Origin of the sequence: Microbacterium sp. CCH5-D1 (genome assembly GCF_001557335.1) — a bacterium.
Classification (GTDB): domain Bacteria; phylum Actinomycetota; class Actinomycetes; order Actinomycetales; family Microbacteriaceae; genus Microbacterium; species Microbacterium oxydans.
In genome coordinates this window covers 14194-31921 of record NZ_LSJW01000293.1, presented here as the reverse complement: position 1 = coordinate 31921, position 17728 = coordinate 14194, and the positions used below count along the sequence as shown (strand labels likewise).

Here is a 17728-nt window from a genome sequence, read left to right as displayed (position 1 = left end):
CCCCCGACTCGTCTGACTCGGGACTCGACATGCTCGAACTCTACCGCGCTACGGCATCTCGTCCGCCGCGACGTGTTCGACCAGAGGGAGCACCCGACCGGAGAGATGCGTGCGCATCGCGATCGACGACGCGGTGCGGGCGACCCCCGGCACCAGGGCGACCCGGTCGAGCACCTCCTGCAACTGCGTGGCATCGCGCGCCACCAGTCGCAGTTGCATGTCGCTCGCTCCGGTGACGGTGTGCATGTCGACGATCTCTGGGACGGCGTCGGCCAGCGCCGTCGCCACCTCGTCATGCCCGACCTTCTGATCGATCTCGACCAGGCAGAAGGCGACGACACCGTATCCGAATCCGGCCGGATCGATGCGCGGCACGATCGCCTCGATCACCCCGCCCTCGTGCAGGCGCGCGAGTCGGCTCGTCGCCGTTCCCCGCGCGATGCCGAGCCGCCGCGCGCACTCCAGGATCGGCAGCTGCGGCGACTCCGTCAGCAGTCGGATGAGCTGGGCGTCGAGGCGATCGATGCGCATCGTCACTCCCGCGGGACGCCGGGCCTCGCCACGCTCCTGGTCGCGCGTGCGACGAGCAGGAGCACGGCGGTGAGCCCGAGTGTCAGCAGCAACTGGATGCGGGCGGCCTCATCGATCATCGCGAGGGCGATCACCGCGGCGAGCAGCACCAGACACAGCCACGACAGCCAGGGGAAGCCCCACATCCGCATCGGCATCTCGTCGCCTGCGCGGTCCGCACGACGGCGGAGGATGATCTGCGCCACCGCGGTCGCGGTCCAGATCACCAGCAGCGTCGAGCCGACCACGTTGAGCAGGGCCGGCAGCACGACGTCGGGGAACGCCCAGTTGAGTCCGACCGTGACGAACCCGAAGGCGACGGAGGCCAGCACCGCGACGAACGGCACGCCCTTGAGGCTCGTCCGGGTCGCAGCCAGCGGAGCAAGGCCCCGCTCCCCCAGCGAGTACGCCATGCGGGAGGCACCGTAGATGTTGGCGTTCATGGCCGAGAGCAGCGCGATGATCACGATCAGGTCCATCACGAGGCCGACTCCCGGTACGTTCAGGGTCTCGAGCACCGCGGAGAACGGGCCGGCCTTCACCGCAGGATCGTTCCAGGGCAGCACCGCCACGATCACGAAGATCGACCCGACGTAGAACACCATGATGCGCACGAGCACCTCGCGGACGATGCGGCGGATGTTGCGCGCGGGATCGTTCGACTCGGCGGCGGCGATAGCGACCACCTCGGTGCCGCCGAACGCGAAGACCACGATCAGCAGGGCACCGGCGATGCCCGCGATGCCGTTCGGGGCGAACCCGCCGTTGTCGACGAGGTTCGAGATGCCGGTACCCGGCACGCCCGGGATGAGGCCGACGATCGCGCACACCCCGACCACGAGGAAGGCGATGATCGCCGCGACCTTGATCGCCGCGAACCAGAACTCGAAGCGACCGTAGTTGCGCACGCCGAACAGGTTCACGGCCGTGAGCGCCACGACGAAGATCAGCACCCACACCCAGGCCGGGATCCCGGGGGTCCAGTTCGCCACGATCGCGCCGGCGCCCGTCGCCTCGGCCGCGATCACCACGACCAGCTGGATCCAGTACAGCCAGCCCACCGCGCTGCCGGCGCTACGGCCCATCGCCTTCTGCGCGTACGAGCTGAAGGCACCGGAGCTCGGCCTCGCCGCGACCATCTCGGCCAGCATCGCCATCACGAGCACGACGATGCCGCCGGCCACGAGGTACGACACCAGCACTGCGGGCCCCGCGATGCTGATCGCCTGGCCCGAGCCGACGAACAGGCCGGCGCCGATCGCGCCGCCGAGTCCCATCATCGAGATCTGACGGCGCGTCAGCCCCGGGTGCAGACCCTTGGTGGTCGTCGTGGTGGTGGGCACCTCGGTCACGGGATCGTTGGTCACGCGTCCATCGGTCATGCGTTCACCTCGGCGAGCTCGGTCTCGAGGGCGGCTTGCACCCGATCGATGTCCTCCACGGAGCCCGAGGAGATGCGGACGCCCTCGCCGGGGAAGACGCGTGCGACCACGCCGCCCTCCTGGAGCAGTCGTTCGAGCTCCGGTGTGCGGTCCCCGGATGGCACCCAGACGAAGTTGGCCTGCGAGCGGACGGCGGGCCATCCGGCGGCAGTGAGCACGTCGTGCAGGCGGTCGCGCTGGGCGACCACCTCGTCGATACGCGTCGCGAGCTCCTCCTCGGCGTCGAGGGACGCGAGGGCAGCGGTCTGGGCGAGGTCGGTCACACCGAACGGCACCGCCACCTTGCGCTGGTTCTCGGCGACGGCGGCCGGCGCGATGGCGTAGCCGATCCGGAGCCCGGCGAGCCCGTAGGCCTTGGAGAACGTGTGCAGCACGGCCACGTGCGGGTGACGTCGGAACAGCTCGATGCCGGCTCCCCTGCTCTCGGTGCGGTCGAAGTGCACGTAGGCCTCGTCGATCACCACGAGCACGTCGTGCGGCACCGCCGCGACGAAACGCTCCAACTCGTCGGCACTCACGACGGTGCCCGTCGGGTTGTTCGGATTGCAGACGAAGATCAGGCGGGTGCGTGGGGTGATCGCCGCCAGCATCGCGTCGAGGTCGTGAGCGTGGTCCGCGTCGAGCGGCACCGGGACGGGCGTCGCCCCGGCGATGCGGACGAGCGACGGATACGCCTCGAACGACCGCCACGCGAAGATGACCTCGTCGCCGTCACCGGCGGCCGCGTGGATGAGCTGCGCCGCGATCTCCACCGACCCCGCACCGACGGTGACTTCGGAGACGTCGACACCGTAGCGGGAGGCGAGTCGCTCGCGCAGCTTCGCGGCACTCATATCGGGATAGCGGTTGATTCCGTCGAGGCGCTCACGCACGGCCTCGACGACCGACGGGAGCGGCGGGTGCGGGGACTCGTTCGAGGAGAGCTTGGACGCACCGGCCGGAGCGGAGCGCCCCTGACGGTAAGCGGGAACGGCGTCGAGTCCGGCGCGAGTGGGAAGGGGCATCGTCAGAGCGTCCTTGCTGTGATCGGGTGAGGTGTCGCGCAACACTAGAACGGAATCCCACCACTGGGCAATCGGCGCACCGGAAGCTGCGCATCTCGCGCAATCGAGCGCCCGTCCCTCGGGATGGGCTGGACACACTGCACAGTGTGATGGTCAGCGAGCGACCGACACCTCGGCAGGATCGCTGACCGGCAGCCGGCACACGAACGCCCGACAGTCGTAGGCGCGGTCCGTCGACGTGTCCTTGCCCTCGAACAGCTCGAACCCGGCATCCGCGAATGCCCGCGCCTGGTCCGGGGTGACCACGGCGACGACCTCGGCGTCAGCGCCTCGGCCTGCGGCGGCGAGCGCACTGTCCGGCTCCCCGGTGACCACCACGAGCTGACGGGGCGGAGCCGCGAGGCCGGCGGCCACCCGCAGCAGGGTGCCGTGGGCGAACGGCTGCTCCAGCGACCTGGTCGCGAGCGCGCTCACCGTCGACACGGCCGCTTCCCGATACCGATCCCCCGCGCCCATCCACCACGCGGTCAGGGCGGCGCTCGCGATCGCCGCGGCATCCGACGGCAGATCGCCGTCGGTCTGATCGGGCGAGGTCGCGATGCCCTGCGCCGAGAGCAGGGGGTCGTCGCCTCCCGCTCCCGACAGTACGTCGTCGAGGATGCCACGCGCCGTGATCGCCCAGTCCGTCTCGCCGGTCGCCAGCGCGAGCGCGAAGAGGCCGTGGGCGAGAAGGCCGAGGTCGGCGGCGGTCGCGACGGCAGTCGATGCCCGTCCATCCAGCGACGCACGCACGAGAGCGCCTTCGGCGTCCCGATTGGTGCGCAGCACGTGGTCGGCAGCCGCGGCGGCCGCGTCGATCCACGCCCGTTCTCCGAACGCGGCCCCGGCGCGGGCGAGGGCACCGATCGCGAGTCCGTTCCATCCGGTGATCACCTTGCCGTCGACCGCCGGGGGCTCCAGGCCCGCGCGCTCGGCCACCGGGCGGAGGTAGTACCCGCCCTCGGAGCGCACGCCGTCGATCGTCGACTCGGAATCCTGCGCGGCGCCGAATCCGCCTCCGTCGCGCGGGAGCACGCCCGTCAGGAACGAGGCGATACCTCGCACGGTCGGCTCGTCTCCCCCGTCACGAGCGATGTCGAGCAGCTGCGCGTTGTCGGTCAGCATCCGCTCGTAGTGCGGCACGGTCCAGTCGCGCCCGGTCGCGTAGCGGAAGAACCCGCCGTCGGCGTCGCGAAGGTCGGAGGCCGCCATCGCGGCGAGCGCGCGCGCACCAGCGGCAGATGCCTCCGGCGCACCTTCTCGCACGAGGGGATGCTGCAAGAACCGCAGCGTGGTGGCGACGGGGAACTTCGGCGCGCCGCCGAAGCCGCCGAACCGGCGGTCCTCCCGCTGCGCGATCGCCTCCGCCGCCGTCGTGATCGCAACGACATCCGGGACGTCCGATGGCGCCGATTCCGCTGCTCGGGCGAGTGCGTCCGTCACGGCATCCGCCGACTCCTCGGCCTCGGTGCGACGGAGCGTCCAGGCCTCCCGCACCGCGGCGAGGACCTCACGGAAGGCGGGCATCGGCGCACGGGCCTCCGGCGGCCAGTACGTGCCGGCGTAGAAGGTGCGTCCGCGCGGCGTGGCGAACACCGTCAGCGGCCAACCCAGGTTCTGCGTGAAGGCCGAGGCCGCCGCCATGTACGCACCGTCGACCTGGGGGTGCTCCTCACGGTCGACCTTGACGGCGACGAAGCCCTCGTTGATGAGCGCCGCGGTGACGGGATCGGCGAAAGACTCCCTCGCCATCACGTGACACCAGTGGCAGGTCGAATAGCCGATCGAGATGAGCAGCGGCACGTCCCGCCGCCGGGCCTCCGCGAAGGCCTCCTCACCCCACGGGTACCAGTCGACCGGATTGTCGGCGTGCGCGCGCAGGTACGGGCTGAGGGTGTCCGCGAGCCGATTGGTCATAGCCTCCACGCTACGCCGCGCGTGGCGACTGCGGTCAGCCGACGAGGAGTTCGACCGGACGCGAGGCCGCGTACCCCACCAGCGGCAGCGCACGCTCGGCTGCCAGAGCGATGCGGGCTTCGAGCACCTCGGAGGTGATCTCGTAGCCGTCGAAGTCGGTGTTGCTGGCGTAGACGCCGAGGGGCAGGGTGAGCGCCTGGAAGAACGCGAACAGCGGACGCAGCTGGTGCTCGATGATGAGGGCGTGCTTCTCGCCGCCGCCCGTCGCGGCGAGCAGCACCGGCTTTCCCACCAGGTCGTACTGACCGACGAAGTCGAACAGGTGCTTGAAGAGCCCGGTGAACGACGCCCGATACACGGGGCTGCCCACGATCAGCAGATCGGCGGACTCGATCGCCTGCAACTGCGCCTCGACCTCCGGCGGCAGCTGGTCACGCTGCAACGCGCCGGCCAGCCCCGGTCCGATCTGCGTCAGCTCGATGAGCTGCGACTCGATGTCGGCGCGCTCGGCGATGGCGGCCGTGATCGCGCGGACGAGGGCGGTCGTCTTGCTGGGCTCGTGCAGGGATCCCGACACGGCGGCGACACGGTACGGAGCTGTCATGCCTCGACGGTACTCAGGACGACGCCCCGTGTCGCGCGAGGCGACACGGGGCGTCATGTAGGCCCGGAGGCTCCGTCTCCCCGAGAGGGTCAGTTGACCTCGTCCGGGTGCGAGCCCACGCGGCCGGAACCGTCGAGCGGGTCGAGGGCGTCGATCGCGGCGATCTCGGCGTCGGTCAGTTCGAAGCCGAACACGTCGAGGTTCTCGCGCAGGCGCTCGGCGCGCACCGACTTCGGGAACACGATGATGCCCTTCTGCAGGTGCCAGCGGAGCACCGCCTGCGCCGGGGTGACCCCGTGCGCGGCTGCGGCATCCGCGACGGCCGGGATGCCGAACAGGTCGTACTTGCCCTGGCCGAGCGGACCCCACGCCTCGATGCGCACATTGTTCGCGTCGGCCCAGGCGACCTCATCGCGGCGCTGGTACGCGGGGTGGAGCTCGATCTGGTTCACAGCCGGGACCACGCCCGTCTCCTTCACGGTGCGCTCGAGGTGCGGGACCAGGAAGTTCGATACGCCGATGCTGCGGGTAAGACCTTCCTCACGCAGCTCGATCAGCTTCGCGAACGCGTGCACGTAGTCGTCCTTGGCCGGGGTGGGCCAGTGCACCAGGTACAGGTCGACCTTCTCGAGCCCCAGCTTCTCGAGGCTCTCGCCGATGGCGGCGCGGGGCTCGTCGTCATGGTGACGGTCGTTCCAGAGCTTCGTCGTGATGAAGAGCTCGTCACGGGGGATGCCAGAGGATGCGATGGCGGCACCCACGCCCTCCTCGTTGCCGTAGATCGCGGCGGTGTCGATGTGGCGATAGCCGATCTCCAGAGCCTCGCTCACCGCCTTCTCGGTCTCTGCCGGCGGCACCTTGAAGACGCCGTAGCCCAGCTGGGGGATGGAGTTGCCGTCGTTCAGTTCGAGTGCAGGAATCGTCATGTCTCCAGCCTATGACCTGTGATGACAGGTGGACCCGGCCGGTGACGAAAGAAGTCGGTGCGGTCGCCGCAGTGCCCGACCGACTTCCGTAGGCTGAGGTCGATGAATGAACGCGACACGTCCGGCGATGAGGAGTATCTCCCGCCCCCGCCGCCCGCGGCCGAGACGCATGATCCCGACGAGGATGAGACACGGGTCGTCACAGCGACGAAGAGGCGCAGTCGGACCATCGTCATCCTGGTCATCGTCGTCGCCGCCTTCCTCCTTCTCGGAACCATCGGGACGAATCTTCTTCTCGCCGCCGGTCTGCGCGCCGAGATCGGCGAGGGACGCGGACAGTCGACCACGGCACCATCGACATCGGCGACGCCGGAATCCACCCCGACCACGACGCCACCCCCTGCCCTTCCGACATCGGGGTGCGGTGAGCTGTGCACCGCGGCCTCGACGGAGGTCGGAACCGCTGCCGGCGACTGGAAGCTCGAAGGCGAGTGGACGGATACTCCGAACGACCTCGGCTCCCGCGACGCCACGACCGCCGTGTTCAGCTCCGACACCGGACGCGCCACGCTGACCGTGCTGCAGTTCGCCTCCGACGAGGAGGCAGCACAGGCCGCCATCGACATCCGGAGCAGGATCGGCGACCCCACCTACACGGAACAGGTCTTCGACGACGGCTCCGGCACCCGATACGACTTCGAGGGAGCGACGATCAGCCGGGTGGTGTGGCACCTCGACGCGCAATCGCGTCCGCATGCTCCCGGGCGCCTGTACCTCGTCGAAGCGCCCGCGAACGCCGCGGACAGCTTCGCCGGTCAAGCCGCCTACCGCTTGTATCTGGCATTGCCCGTGTAGCGACGGCGCCGCGCACGGGCCGGTGAGCGGACGACGTCAATCGAGTCCGCTCAGCCCTTGCGACATCGACCGGAAGGCGTCGACTGCGCGCACGGCGGGACGAGGGCCGTCGGGATCCGCCGCCCACTGTTCGAGCCCGACACGGATCGAGGCGGTCGCGACGGCGGCGAGCAATGCGGCATCCCACACGGCGAGGCCGCGTTCCTGAAGGATCGCACGCAACCTGCGCTCGGAATCATCGTTCACACGCAGCCACACGTCGCGCATCTCGGAATCGTCGTCGAGTCCGCGGAGCACGCCGAGCATCGTGTCGAGTTCGAGCCCGTCGGCGATGCCCGCACCTGACTGTCCCTCGGCGAGCTGCGCCTCGATCACGGCCGGGATCTGCTCACCCAGAGCCCCCTCTCCGACCTGCGCGAAGGCCTCCTGCCACCGTTGCGCGCCGACGCTGAGGATCGGCGCGATCGCGTCTTCCTTGCGTGCGAAGTAGCGGTAGAACGTCCGCACCGAGACGCCCGCACGCGCCGCGATCTGCTCTGCGGTGACGCCCGCCACGCTCTGCTCCGCGAACAACGCGGCCGCAGCGGCAGCGATCTCGCGCTCGGTCGCGGCCTTGCGGCGCTCGGTGAGGGTCGACGTCTCCACCGTCACAGCGTACGGGAACAGATCCGGGCACCGGCAGGTTGGGACTAGGTGGCACAACATGCCAAACGGGCATATCCTGCCAGTACTCGTCACGAAGGGAAGATCATGAACCGCTATGAAGGACGTCGGGCTCTCGTCACCGGAGGAGGGTCGGGCATCGGCCAGGCCACCGTGCTGCGGATGCTCCGTGAAGGCGGCAGCGTCGTCGCCGCCGACGTCAGCACCGAAGGCCTCGACGACACGGTCGCCAAGGCAGGGCCGCTCGCCGAACGCCTCACCACCGTCACGATGAACATCGCCGACGAGGCCTCCGTTGCCGCGGGCGTCGCCGAAGCCGTCGCCGCTCTGGGCGGACTCGACGTGCTCGTCAACGCTGCCGGCATCCTCCGCTCCTCGCACACCCACGAGACGACGCTCGACCAGTTCGAGCAGGTCATCCGCATCAACCTGGTCGGGACGTTCCTCGTCATCCGCGCGGCGATCCCCGCCCTGCAGGAGGGCTCCTCGGCCGCCGTGGTCAACTTCAGCTCGACCTCGGCCGGATTCGCACACCCCTACATGGCGGCCTATGCGGCCAGCAAGGGCGGCGTGCAGTCGATGACCCATGCGCTCGCAGCGGAGTACGCGAAGAGCGGTATCCGCTTCACCGCGGTGCAGCCGGGGTCGATCTCGTCCGGCATGACCGACGGGTCCGGACGGAGCAACCAGAGCAACGGGCCCGGCCTCCCCGCCGACGCCGACATGAGCCTGTTCATGAAGCTCGCACCCGCGATCGGCGAGGGTTTCGCCGGACCGGAATCGGTCGCCGGTGTCGTGGCGATGCTCGCGAGCGAGGACGGCGCCTTCATCACCGGCACCGAGGTGCGCATCGACGGCGGCACCCACTTCTGAGAGGTCCGAAGACGTCTGAGAGGCGCAGAGGGGGCACCGGCCGATGCAGGTGCCCCCTCTGCGTCTGCGCTCAGCCCAGCGGCTGCTCAGCCACCGATCCGGGTGGTCTTGACCTCGTTCACCCGCACGACGTTCGTGCCGGTCGCGGTGCCGGCCCGGTAGGAGAACACCGAGGGCGAGCCCTCGCTCTGCAGCGCCGCGGTCGCGTCACTCGCGGACACCTGCCACGTCGCCGGTTCCGGCTGCCCGTCGGCCCACACCTTGGCGCGGATCGTGGTCGAGGACGACCCGGTCGTCTCGGTCGACAGATGGAACACGGTGCCGGCACTCCAGGTCAGCCCCGGCACAGCGGCGCTCGCGATGGCCGTCCCGTTGCGCTGGATCACGACCCACGTCGCCCCATCAGCGCGGTGCCACGCCAGGGCGCGGTAGCCGGCGTCCGCGTTGCGCCGAGAACCCGCTCCGACGTAGACGGTGCCAGACTCCGGACCGCCGGAGAGCGTGTAGGACATGGTGGTGGCGGCATCCCGCACCGACGCATCGTCCAACAGCATCTCCCTGGTCTGCCCGGCGACGAGGTCGATCACTCCCGCACCGTCGGCCACCGAGAGAGCCGTCGACTTGCCCTGCATGGGCGTCCATACGCCACCGACCTCAGCAGTGCCCCAGCCGGATTCCACCGCACGGTCGAACCGGTCGGATGCCACCACGACATCGGCCACGACGGGAGCCGTCACCGCGACCTGCTTCTCGCTCGACGCCGACAGTCCGCTGCTGTCCGTCACCGTCAGCCGCACGGTGTAGGTGCCGGCCGCTGCATAGTCATGCGTCGCCGTCGCGCCGGTCACCGACGAGCCGTCGCCGAAGTCCCACGCGTAGCCGCTGATCGACGCTGCGCCGTCTGCGGTGGATCCCGACCCGTCGACCGCGACGGTCAGGTCGGTCGCCTGGGCCGTGAAGGTCGCCGTCGGAGCCTTGAGACCCTTGCCCAGCTGGAAGTGCGAGCGCACCTGGTCGGCGTTCAACGCGAGCGGGTACACCGCGGCCTCGTCCAGCGATCCCTTGAAGTAGTTCGACGAAGGAGCAGAGGGCCAGCCCGTGAGCGCGTCTCCCCCGATGCGGAGGTAGGCGGGGTCGGTCTTGGCCGTCGTTACCGCGGCGTCGGACGCGACGAGCTCGCCGTCGACGTACAGCTTCATCCCGGCCGCACCCTGCGACACGACAGCGTGATGCCAGACGCCGTCGTTCAGCGCCTTGGTTCCGGCGATCGTGGATCGGGCCTGCCCGGCGAAGACGCCGAAGGTCAGGGTGCCGCTGTTGGCCATGTACAGCTGCCGGTCGACGCTCGCGGAGCTCCCCGTCTTGGCCGCTCCGGAGCCGATGAGCATGCCACCGGTCTTCGTGGTGGTCTGGAGCCAGATCTCCGCGGAGAACTCGCTCGACACCGGCGCCTTCGCATCGGAAGACACCCGCCCGTTCGTGGTGCCGTTGAACGTCGTCGAACCGGTGCCGCTGTTCTCGATGCCCGACGACGAGGCTGAAGCTCCCGTGCCGCTCACCGGGTTGTTCGATCCGGCCCAGTCCTTCGAGACGTTGCCCATCGGGTAGTACAGCGAAGGCTTGTCCGCGAGGATCTTCCTCGAGTAGGCCGAGGCGGTGCCCGCCGTGGCCTTCGCGTTCACGCTCGCGCTCGTGGCGATGTTGCCGTCACGGTCCTTCGCGACCACCGTGTAGCTCTGCGTGGCTCCCGGGGTCGCCGTCGGGTCGTCGAGGGTGACCGTCGTCTGCTTCCACCAGGTGCCGTCCGCTGTCGCGGTGGCCACAGGCTCGGTGGCACCGTCGCGGCGCAGCTCGTAGGTGAGGGTCAGGTCGTCCCTGTCCCAGTTCGTGGGGATCGACACCCGGGCGCTGCCGGGGACGGGCGAGGTGCCCGCCGTGGGCTTCCATGCCGCGTCGGAGAGCCGGGGCCCGTCCTTCGCACCACCCGGAGGGTTCGTGGAGAAGCGCACGATTCCCTCGAACTGCCCGTTGTTCACCGAGCGGAACTCTCCGCCGATCGAGATCATGTCGCCCGCGCCCGTGATCGACAGGCCCGCCTGGCCGAGGCCGCTCGTGGTGCCGACCGCGAAGTCGGGCGCCCACTGGTACGGCGACGGAGCGGGGGTGCCGGCCCAGTTGGCGTACCCGGAGTAGGTGTTCGCGGAGAGAGTTCCGCGCGCGTCGGCCGTGTAGGCCTCGGCGTACTGGTACACCGCCGGGTTCTTCTGCGGCTGGAGCCCCATCGTGTTGCAGGAATGCATGTGGCTGGTCGTGTAGACCACCTTGCCGGTCGAGTAGACGCCGTAGTGATCGCCGTGGCAGTCTGCGATCCACCGCACCGCACCCGTGCCGGCCTCAGCGGCGAACGTGCCCTCGAGGTTGCCCCCGCCGGCCCAGCTCCACCCGGTGCCGTAGACGGTGTTCGCGTCCGTGGCGAGCGCGAAGATGCCGGAGTTGCTGCTGCTGCCGCTGTTCTTCACGACCTTGGAGATGCCCCAGGCGGTGTCGGCGGCACCCGTGGACTTGTCGACCGCTGCGGAACCGCGCAGGCTGCTGCCGTTCACCGCGGAGAAGCGTCCTCCCACGATGACGTTCGTGCCCGCCGGGTCCATGACGAGGGCGTCGACCTGGCGGTCGGCCTGCGGGGCCCAGCTCAGGAGCGCTCCGTTCTTCTGGTCGAAGGCCGCGAGGTTCTTCCGGGCGACGCCGTTGGCCTGGGTGAACAGACCGCCGAGGTAGATGTTCGACCCGTCGGTCGTGATGGCGTACACGCCGCTGCCGCCGATCGACGGCGCGAACTGCGGGACCAGCTCACCGGTCTTGGCATCGAGCGCCGCGAAGTTCCAGCGGTCCTTCCCGTTCACCTTGTTGAACGAGCCGCCGATGTAGATGCGGGACCCGTCGGGAGACGCGGCGACCGCCTTGATGACGCCGTTGACCGTCGGGGCGAACGAGGACAGAGCACCCGAGACGATGTCGTAGGCCAGCACGTTCGAACGGGCGGTGAGGGCTGTCCCGGGCGCCGCCTTCGGCTCCCGCGCGTTGTCGAACTTGCCGACCGCGTACACCGTGGTGCCGATCGTGGTCTGCGCCCATACGTAGCCGTTGTCGATCTGCACAGTCGGGATCGGGTCCGACGTCACCACGTTCTCGTCGCGCTGCAACTGCGGCGGCATCGTCGGCGGCACATCCGCCGCGGCGGCCGCCGTCGCTCCCACACCCGACAGACCCGCGATCAGCAGGCCGGCCGTCAGCATTGATGCGACGACACCTCTTGTCCGTCGCCCGAAGCGTGTCCGTCGCCCGAAACTCGTGTTCCCCACCGTGACTCCCCAGTCGATGCTGTCCCGAACGCGGCGTGATCATCCCCCGCGCGCTCGACGACATCGAGGCGGCGAAAGATCGCCGCGACGCGGTGGTGTGAACTCCCCAGTTCGAAACTCCCCAGTCCGACCAGCCATGCCAGTCGGTCGCAGACGCCAGACAGGCGTTGCGCACCCACGGTAACACATCGCGCCTCCCGATCCGGAGGAACGCTCGAAGCCGACCGGATCAGCGCCACCGCACCGCCGCCATATCAGCGCCGCGGCACCGCCGCCATCGCCGCTGCCCCTCGTCCGACCAGGCGTTCCAGCGGGCCCCGTCCGAAGAACATCGACCAGAGCGTCGTCAGGAGCAGCAGTCCGAGCGCGGTGGCCGCCCAGAAGGCGTTGCTCGAGAAGAACCCTCCTGGCCCGGCCACCAGCACGACGGAGACGACGTGAGCGCTGTATGCCGTCAGGGGCATGGAGCCGAGCGCGCCGAGCGGCAGCAGCACCCAGCGCAGCGGCCGGCTCAGCAGCAGACACAGCGCGATGACCACGAGCGCGAAGCCGCCCGATCCGAGGATCTCTGCGGTGCCGCCGCTGTGCGGTTCGACCGCGAAGACCGCGGTGAGCACGGCGCGGAGGAGATCTGTCTCGGTCAGCGCCTGCGGGTATCCCTCCCACCCGGAGGGCGGGGAGACGACGCTGCCGGAGCTGCCGTCGGAGAACGAGCCGCTGTCGGAGAAGGAGCTGCTGTCGGAGAACGAGCTGCTGCTGAAGCCCCCGGCGAGTCCCGCTGCCTGACCGATTCCGCCCAAGCCGTAGCCGATCACGGCGAGCACGAACCCGATCCCGAGCGCGACCGCCGCCGTGCGCAGCCGCTCGACGTGCAGGCGACCGAACGCCATGCCGGCGAGCACCAGCGCCATCCAGACCGTGATCGGATACGTGCCGTAGAGCACGAATCCGATACCGGAACCGTAGGGGTTCAGCATCACCGCGTTCAGGAAGGCGAGCAGAGACGGGCCCAGCAGCGCGAGCACCGCACTGGCGCTCAGCAGCTGCCAGGGCCGCCACCGCAGGAACGGGATGACCGCGACATAGAGCAGACCGTAGAGCGTCAGGATCACGGCGATCGGGGTGTTCAGCATCTCCAGCGCCAGCCCGATCACGAAGATCACCGCACCACGCCCGATCAGCTGCAGGCGGATGCTCGGGATCCGCTCGCGGTCGGGACCGGCACTGCGCCCGGTCATCAGGGCGATCGAGATACCGGCGAGCACCGCGAACAGGATCGAGGACCGCCCGTGCACCAGGTCGGTCCACGTCGAGGGGTCGAACCAGTCGAATGCCTCTGTCTCGCCGATGTGCGCTCCGGCCATGCCGAGGATCGCCAGTCCTCTGGCGATGTCGAGCCCGAGGATGCGCGGCGGCCGCCCGAACTCGCGGAACCACTGGACAGGAGCGAGAGCGGTGATCACCCCATGATCGTAGGGGGCGATTCCCGGCATACGATGGAGGGCTATGTCTTCTCCCGTGATCTCCTATCCCCCCGAGCTGCCGGTCAGTGCGGCGAGGGCCGAGATCGCCGACGCCATCCGCGACCATCAGGTCGTGATCGTCGCCGGTGCCACGGGATCGGGAAAGACCACGCAGCTGCCGAAGATCGCTCTCGAGCTCGGGCGCGAGCGCATCGCGCACACCCAGCCCCGTCGCCTGGCCGCACGCACGATCGCGGAGCGCGTGGCCGAAGAGCTGCAGGTCGAGCTCGGCACGCTCGTCGGCTACAAGGTGCGCTTCACCGACAAGGTGTCCGACGCCACGCGCATCGCCCTGATGACCGACGGCATCCTCCTCAACGAGATCCACCGCGACCGTCTGCTCACGCGCTACGACACGATCATCATCGACGAAGCGCACGAGCGCTCCCTCAACGTCGACTTCCTGCTCGGCTACCTCGCCCGCATCCTTCCGGAGCGTCCGGATCTGAAGGTGATCATCACCTCCGCGACGATCGATCCGGAGAGCTTCGCGAAGCACTTCGCCGCTCCCTCGGAGACCGGCGGCGACGGAACCCCCGCCCCGATCATCGAGGTCTCCGGCCGCACCTATCCGGTGGAGATCCGTTACCGCGGGCCGGTCGAGGATGCGGACGACGAGAGCTCGCCTGCCGAGCCGGAGGACGAGGTGTCGGCGATCGTCTCCGCCCTGCGGGAGCTCGACCGTGAACCGCCGGGAGACGTGCTCGTCTTCCTCCCCGGTGAGGCCGAGATCCGCGACGCCGCGGACGCGGTGCGCGGCGCCTACGCGAACGACCGCTCCCCCACCGAGGTGCTGCCGCTGTTCGGCCGCCTCTCCGCCGCCGACCAGCATCGGGTGTTCGAACGCAGCAGGGTGGCCGGCGTGCGCCGTCGGGTGATCCTCGCCACCAACGTGGCCGAGACGAGCCTCACCGTGCCCGGCATCAAGTACGTGATCGACACCGGCACGGCGCGCATCTCCCGCTACAGCAACCGCTCCAAGGTGCAGCGGCTTCCGATCGAGCCCGTCTCGCAGGCCTCGGCCAACCAGCGTTCCGGTCGCGCAGGCCGCACGAGCGACGGCATCGCGATCCGCCTGTACTCAGAGGACGACTACGACAGGCGGCCGGAGTACACCGAGCCCGAGATCCTGCGCACCTCGCTGGCCTCGGTCATCCTGCAGATGCTGTCGCTGGGCTTCGGCGACATCACGGCGTTCCCGTTCCTCACCCCGCCCGACTCCCGTGGGGTGAAGGCCGCGTTCGACCTGCTCACCGAGCTCGGCGCCGTCGAGGCGTCGCGCAGGGACGGATCCCCGCACCTGACCCGCATCGGCCGCGAGATCTCGCGCATGCCGATCGATCCGCGGTTCGCACGCATGCTGATCGAGGCGGGGCGCCCTTCGACGGGTTCGCCGACCCACTCGTCTGTGACACGCGACGTGCTCGCGATCGTCTCGGGCATGACGATCCAGGACGTGCGGGAGCGGCCGGAAGAGCGTCGGGAGGAGGCCGACCGCCTGCATGCGCGGTTCGTCGACCCGACCAGCGACTTCCTGACCCTGCTGAACCTGTGGAACCACCTGCGTGAGCAGCAGCGCGAGCTCGGTTCGAGCGCGTTCCGTCGACTCTGCCGCTCCGAGCACCTCAACTACGTGCGGGTGCGCGAGTGGTTCGATGTGCACCGCCAGCTCCGCACCCTCGTGAAGACGAACGACCGTGACGGGGAGGGCGGGGGCGCCAGCGACCCCGATGCGATCCACCGCGCCCTGCTCTCCGGCCTGCTCTCGCAGATCGGCATCCTCGACGAGCGCACCGCCCCCGCCGGCAAGACGCACGCCCCCGCGAAGGAGCAGAAGGGTCGGCGCATCGCGGAGTATCGCGGAGCCCGAGGGATCCGCTTCTCGATCTTCCCCGGCTCCGGGCTGCGCAAGAAGAGCCCGCGCGCGGTGATCGCCGCCGAGATCGTCGAGACCTCCCGCACGTTCGCACGCACGGTCGCCGCGATCGATCCGGCCTGGGCCGAACCCCTCGCCGGGGATCTGGCCAAGCGCCAGGTGACCGAGCCGCACTGGTCCAAGGATGCGGGGGCCGCTGTCGCGTTCGAGAAGGTGACGCTCTTCGGGCTCGAGATCATCCCGCGCAGGCGCGTGCAGTTCGCGCGCATCGACAGAGCCGCCTCACGCGAGCTGTTCGTGCGGCACGCGCTGGTCGAGGGCGAGTGGGATCCGACGCGGATCGACAAGAGGGTGAGTGCGTTCTGGCGCAGCAACGCCGAGCTGCGCAAGCGCCTCGAGAAGCTGGAGGAGCGCGAGCGCCGCCGCGACATCCTCGCGGGCGACGAGGCCGTGTTCCGTTTCTACGACGAACGCATCCCCGCCGAGGTTTTCGATGTGCGCTCGTTCGAGAGCTGGTGGCGCGAGGCCATGGCGGCCACGCCGAAGCTGCTCGTGATGCGCGAGAGCGACCTGATCGACGACGAGGAGCGCGCGGATCAGCGCGAGTTCCCGACCCGGTGGACGCAGGGCGATCAGGTGCTCGGCCTCGCCTACCGATTCGAGCCGGGCGCCGACGACGACGGAGTGAGCGTCGTCGTGCCCCTGCCCCTGCTCGCCCAGATCGAGGATCGCGGCTTCGACTGGCAGGTTCCCGGCCTGCGTGCCGAGCTCGTGACCGGCCTGCTGCGCGCTCTCCCCAAGGCCATCCGTCGCCACGTGGTGCCCGCGGCCGACTGGGCGGAGAAGTTCGGTGCCGAGCTCATCGACGAAGGGCCGGAGTCGCACGGCGGTCTGCCCCCGCGCACGCTCAAGGAAGCCCTCGCCCGTCGCATCCAGCCGCTCGCCAATCAACTGGTCTCCGCCGCCGACTTCGACGATGAACGGGTGCCCCCGCATCTGCGCATGAACTTCCGCGCCGTGGACGAGCGCGGCAGGGTGGTCGGCTCCGGACGCGATCTGCGTGCCCTGCAGACGCAGCTCTCCGACCGCGCTCGCAGCAGCGTCGCCCGCTCGATCGCCGCCCCTCCCCGCTCCGGCGCCCCCGGCGCGAAACGCGGCACCCCGGGCGAGGGCGTCGAACGCATCGCCGCCGCGTCGCTCGAGCAGACCGGTCTCACGGCCTGGACTTTCGGGGAGCTGCCGGAGGTGCTCGACACCCGCGTCGCCGGAGGGGTGGTCCGCGGCTACCCGGCCGTCGTCGATCAGGGCAAGACCGTGTCGGTGCGTGTCGAATCCACCCCCGACGCGGCGGCAGCGGCGACGCGCGACGGCGTGCTGCGGCTCGTGCTGCTGGGCGTCCCCTCTCCGTCCTCGTACGTGCAGGAGCACCTCACGAGCCAGGAGAAGCTGGCGCTCGCAGCCTCGCCGTATCCCTCAGCGGCCGCACTCATCGAAGACTGCCGCGCGGCAGTGGCCAGAAAGGTCATCCAGAGCCTCGTGCCGGAGGGGATCGTGCGCAACGAGGCCGATTTCGACCGGGTGCGGGACGCGGTCTCCGCCGTGCTCGTCGACCAGCTGTTCGCCTGCGTGTCGCTGGTCGCACGCATCCTCACCAAGTCCCGCGACGTCGAGCGCGGTATCAAGTCGCAGAACTCGCTGGCCCTGCTCGGACCGCTGAACGACATCCGCACCCAGCTGAGCGGCCTGCTGCACCCGGGATTCGTCTCCGCCGCGGGAGCCGAGCGCCTCGCGCACTTCCCCCGCTATCTGGAGGGGATGCTGGACCGCTTGAAGACTCTGGCGAGCGAGCCGGGCAAGGACCGCGCGCGCATGACCGAGTACGAGCGGATGGCGAAGGCGTTCGAAGACGCGGGCGGCACCATCCCCCTCGCCCCCGACGCGACGCCCGCGCTCGTCGAGGTGCGCTGGCTGCTCGAGGAGTATCGCGTGAGTGTGTTCGCACAGCGTCTGGGCACCGCGCAGCCGGTGTCGCCTCAGCGCATCATGAAGGTCCTCTCCGGCCGCTGACCCGAGA

12 protein-coding genes are annotated in these 17728 nt (G+C 69.7%); 3 read left to right on the top strand and 9 right to left on the bottom strand.

The window, feature by feature from the left end; all coding sequences use genetic code 11:
- Positions 1-48 precede the first annotated feature (48 nt).
- From AX744_RS17415 to AX744_RS17390, 6 genes are all read right to left on the bottom strand, one after another.
- On the bottom strand, positions 49-531 hold the full coding sequence (locus tag AX744_RS17415; protein WP_046749731.1) for an Lrp/AsnC family transcriptional regulator: 483 nt from the start codon (positions 529-531) through the stop codon (positions 49-51).
- Positions 532-533: 2 nt separating this feature from the next.
- Positions 534-1952, bottom strand: coding sequence for an amino acid permease (locus AX744_RS17410; protein WP_046749732.1), 1419 nt, complete (start codon positions 1950-1952; stop codon positions 534-536).
- A complete protein-coding gene (gene hisC, locus AX744_RS17405) occupies positions 1949-3016 on the bottom strand; it encodes a histidinol-phosphate transaminase (RefSeq protein WP_061018292.1) in 1068 nt (355 codons plus the stop codon). Before hisC ends, AX744_RS17410 begins: the two co-directional genes overlap by 4 nt.
- Positions 3017-3169: 153 nt before the next feature.
- A complete protein-coding gene (locus AX744_RS17400) occupies positions 3170-4972 on the bottom strand; it encodes a thioredoxin domain-containing protein (RefSeq protein WP_061018287.1) in 1803 nt (600 codons plus the stop codon).
- A gap of 34 nt (positions 4973-5006) precedes the next feature.
- Positions 5007-5576 (bottom strand): FMN reductase, encoded by a 570-nt coding sequence (gene msuE / locus AX744_RS17395; RefSeq protein WP_061018285.1) that lies wholly within the window; start codon positions 5574-5576, stop codon positions 5007-5009.
- 89 nt (positions 5577-5665) lie between these two features.
- Positions 5666-6502: an aldo/keto reductase gene (locus AX744_RS17390; protein ID WP_046749735.1), complete on the bottom strand. Its 837-nt coding sequence runs from the start codon at positions 6500-6502 to the stop codon at positions 5666-5668.
- Between the two features lie 102 nt (positions 6503-6604).
- Between AX744_RS17390 and AX744_RS17385 the strand changes: the two genes are divergently transcribed.
- The gene (locus tag AX744_RS17385; protein ID WP_061018283.1) at positions 6605-7357 is read left to right on the top strand and encodes a hypothetical protein; all 753 of its coding nucleotides are present in this window, start codon (positions 6605-6607) and stop codon (positions 7355-7357) included.
- Positions 7358-7393: 36 nt separating this feature from the next.
- Here AX744_RS17385 and AX744_RS17380 read toward each other — a convergent pair whose 3' ends face one another.
- Positions 7394-8002: a TetR/AcrR family transcriptional regulator gene (locus AX744_RS17380; RefSeq protein WP_230977828.1), complete on the bottom strand. Its 609-nt coding sequence runs from the start codon at positions 8000-8002 to the stop codon at positions 7394-7396.
- 105 nt (positions 8003-8107) lie between these two features.
- Here AX744_RS17380 and AX744_RS17375 point away from each other — a divergent pair, with 105 nt between their 5' ends.
- Entirely contained in the window at positions 8108-8893 is a 786-nt protein-coding gene (locus AX744_RS17375) for an SDR family NAD(P)-dependent oxidoreductase (protein ID WP_058632388.1), read from the top strand.
- A gap of 86 nt (positions 8894-8979) precedes the next feature.
- On the opposite strand, the gene AX744_RS17370 is transcribed toward AX744_RS17375, so the two are convergent.
- Both AX744_RS17370 and AX744_RS17365 read right to left on the bottom strand, forming a co-directional pair.
- Positions 8980-12189 (bottom strand): LamG-like jellyroll fold domain-containing protein, encoded by a 3210-nt coding sequence (locus AX744_RS17370; protein WP_231728848.1) that lies wholly within the window; start codon positions 12187-12189, stop codon positions 8980-8982.
- Between the two features lie 320 nt (positions 12190-12509).
- Entirely contained in the window at positions 12510-13718 is a 1209-nt protein-coding gene (locus AX744_RS17365; protein WP_231728847.1) for a heparan-alpha-glucosaminide N-acetyltransferase domain-containing protein, read from the bottom strand.
- A 43-nt stretch (positions 13719-13761) separates the two neighbouring features.
- Here AX744_RS17365 and hrpA point away from each other — a divergent pair, with 43 nt between their 5' ends.
- Entirely contained in the window at positions 13762-17721 is a 3960-nt protein-coding gene (gene hrpA, locus AX744_RS17360) for an ATP-dependent RNA helicase HrpA (protein ID WP_061018280.1), read from the top strand.
- The last annotated feature ends 7 nt before the right edge of the window (positions 17722-17728 follow it).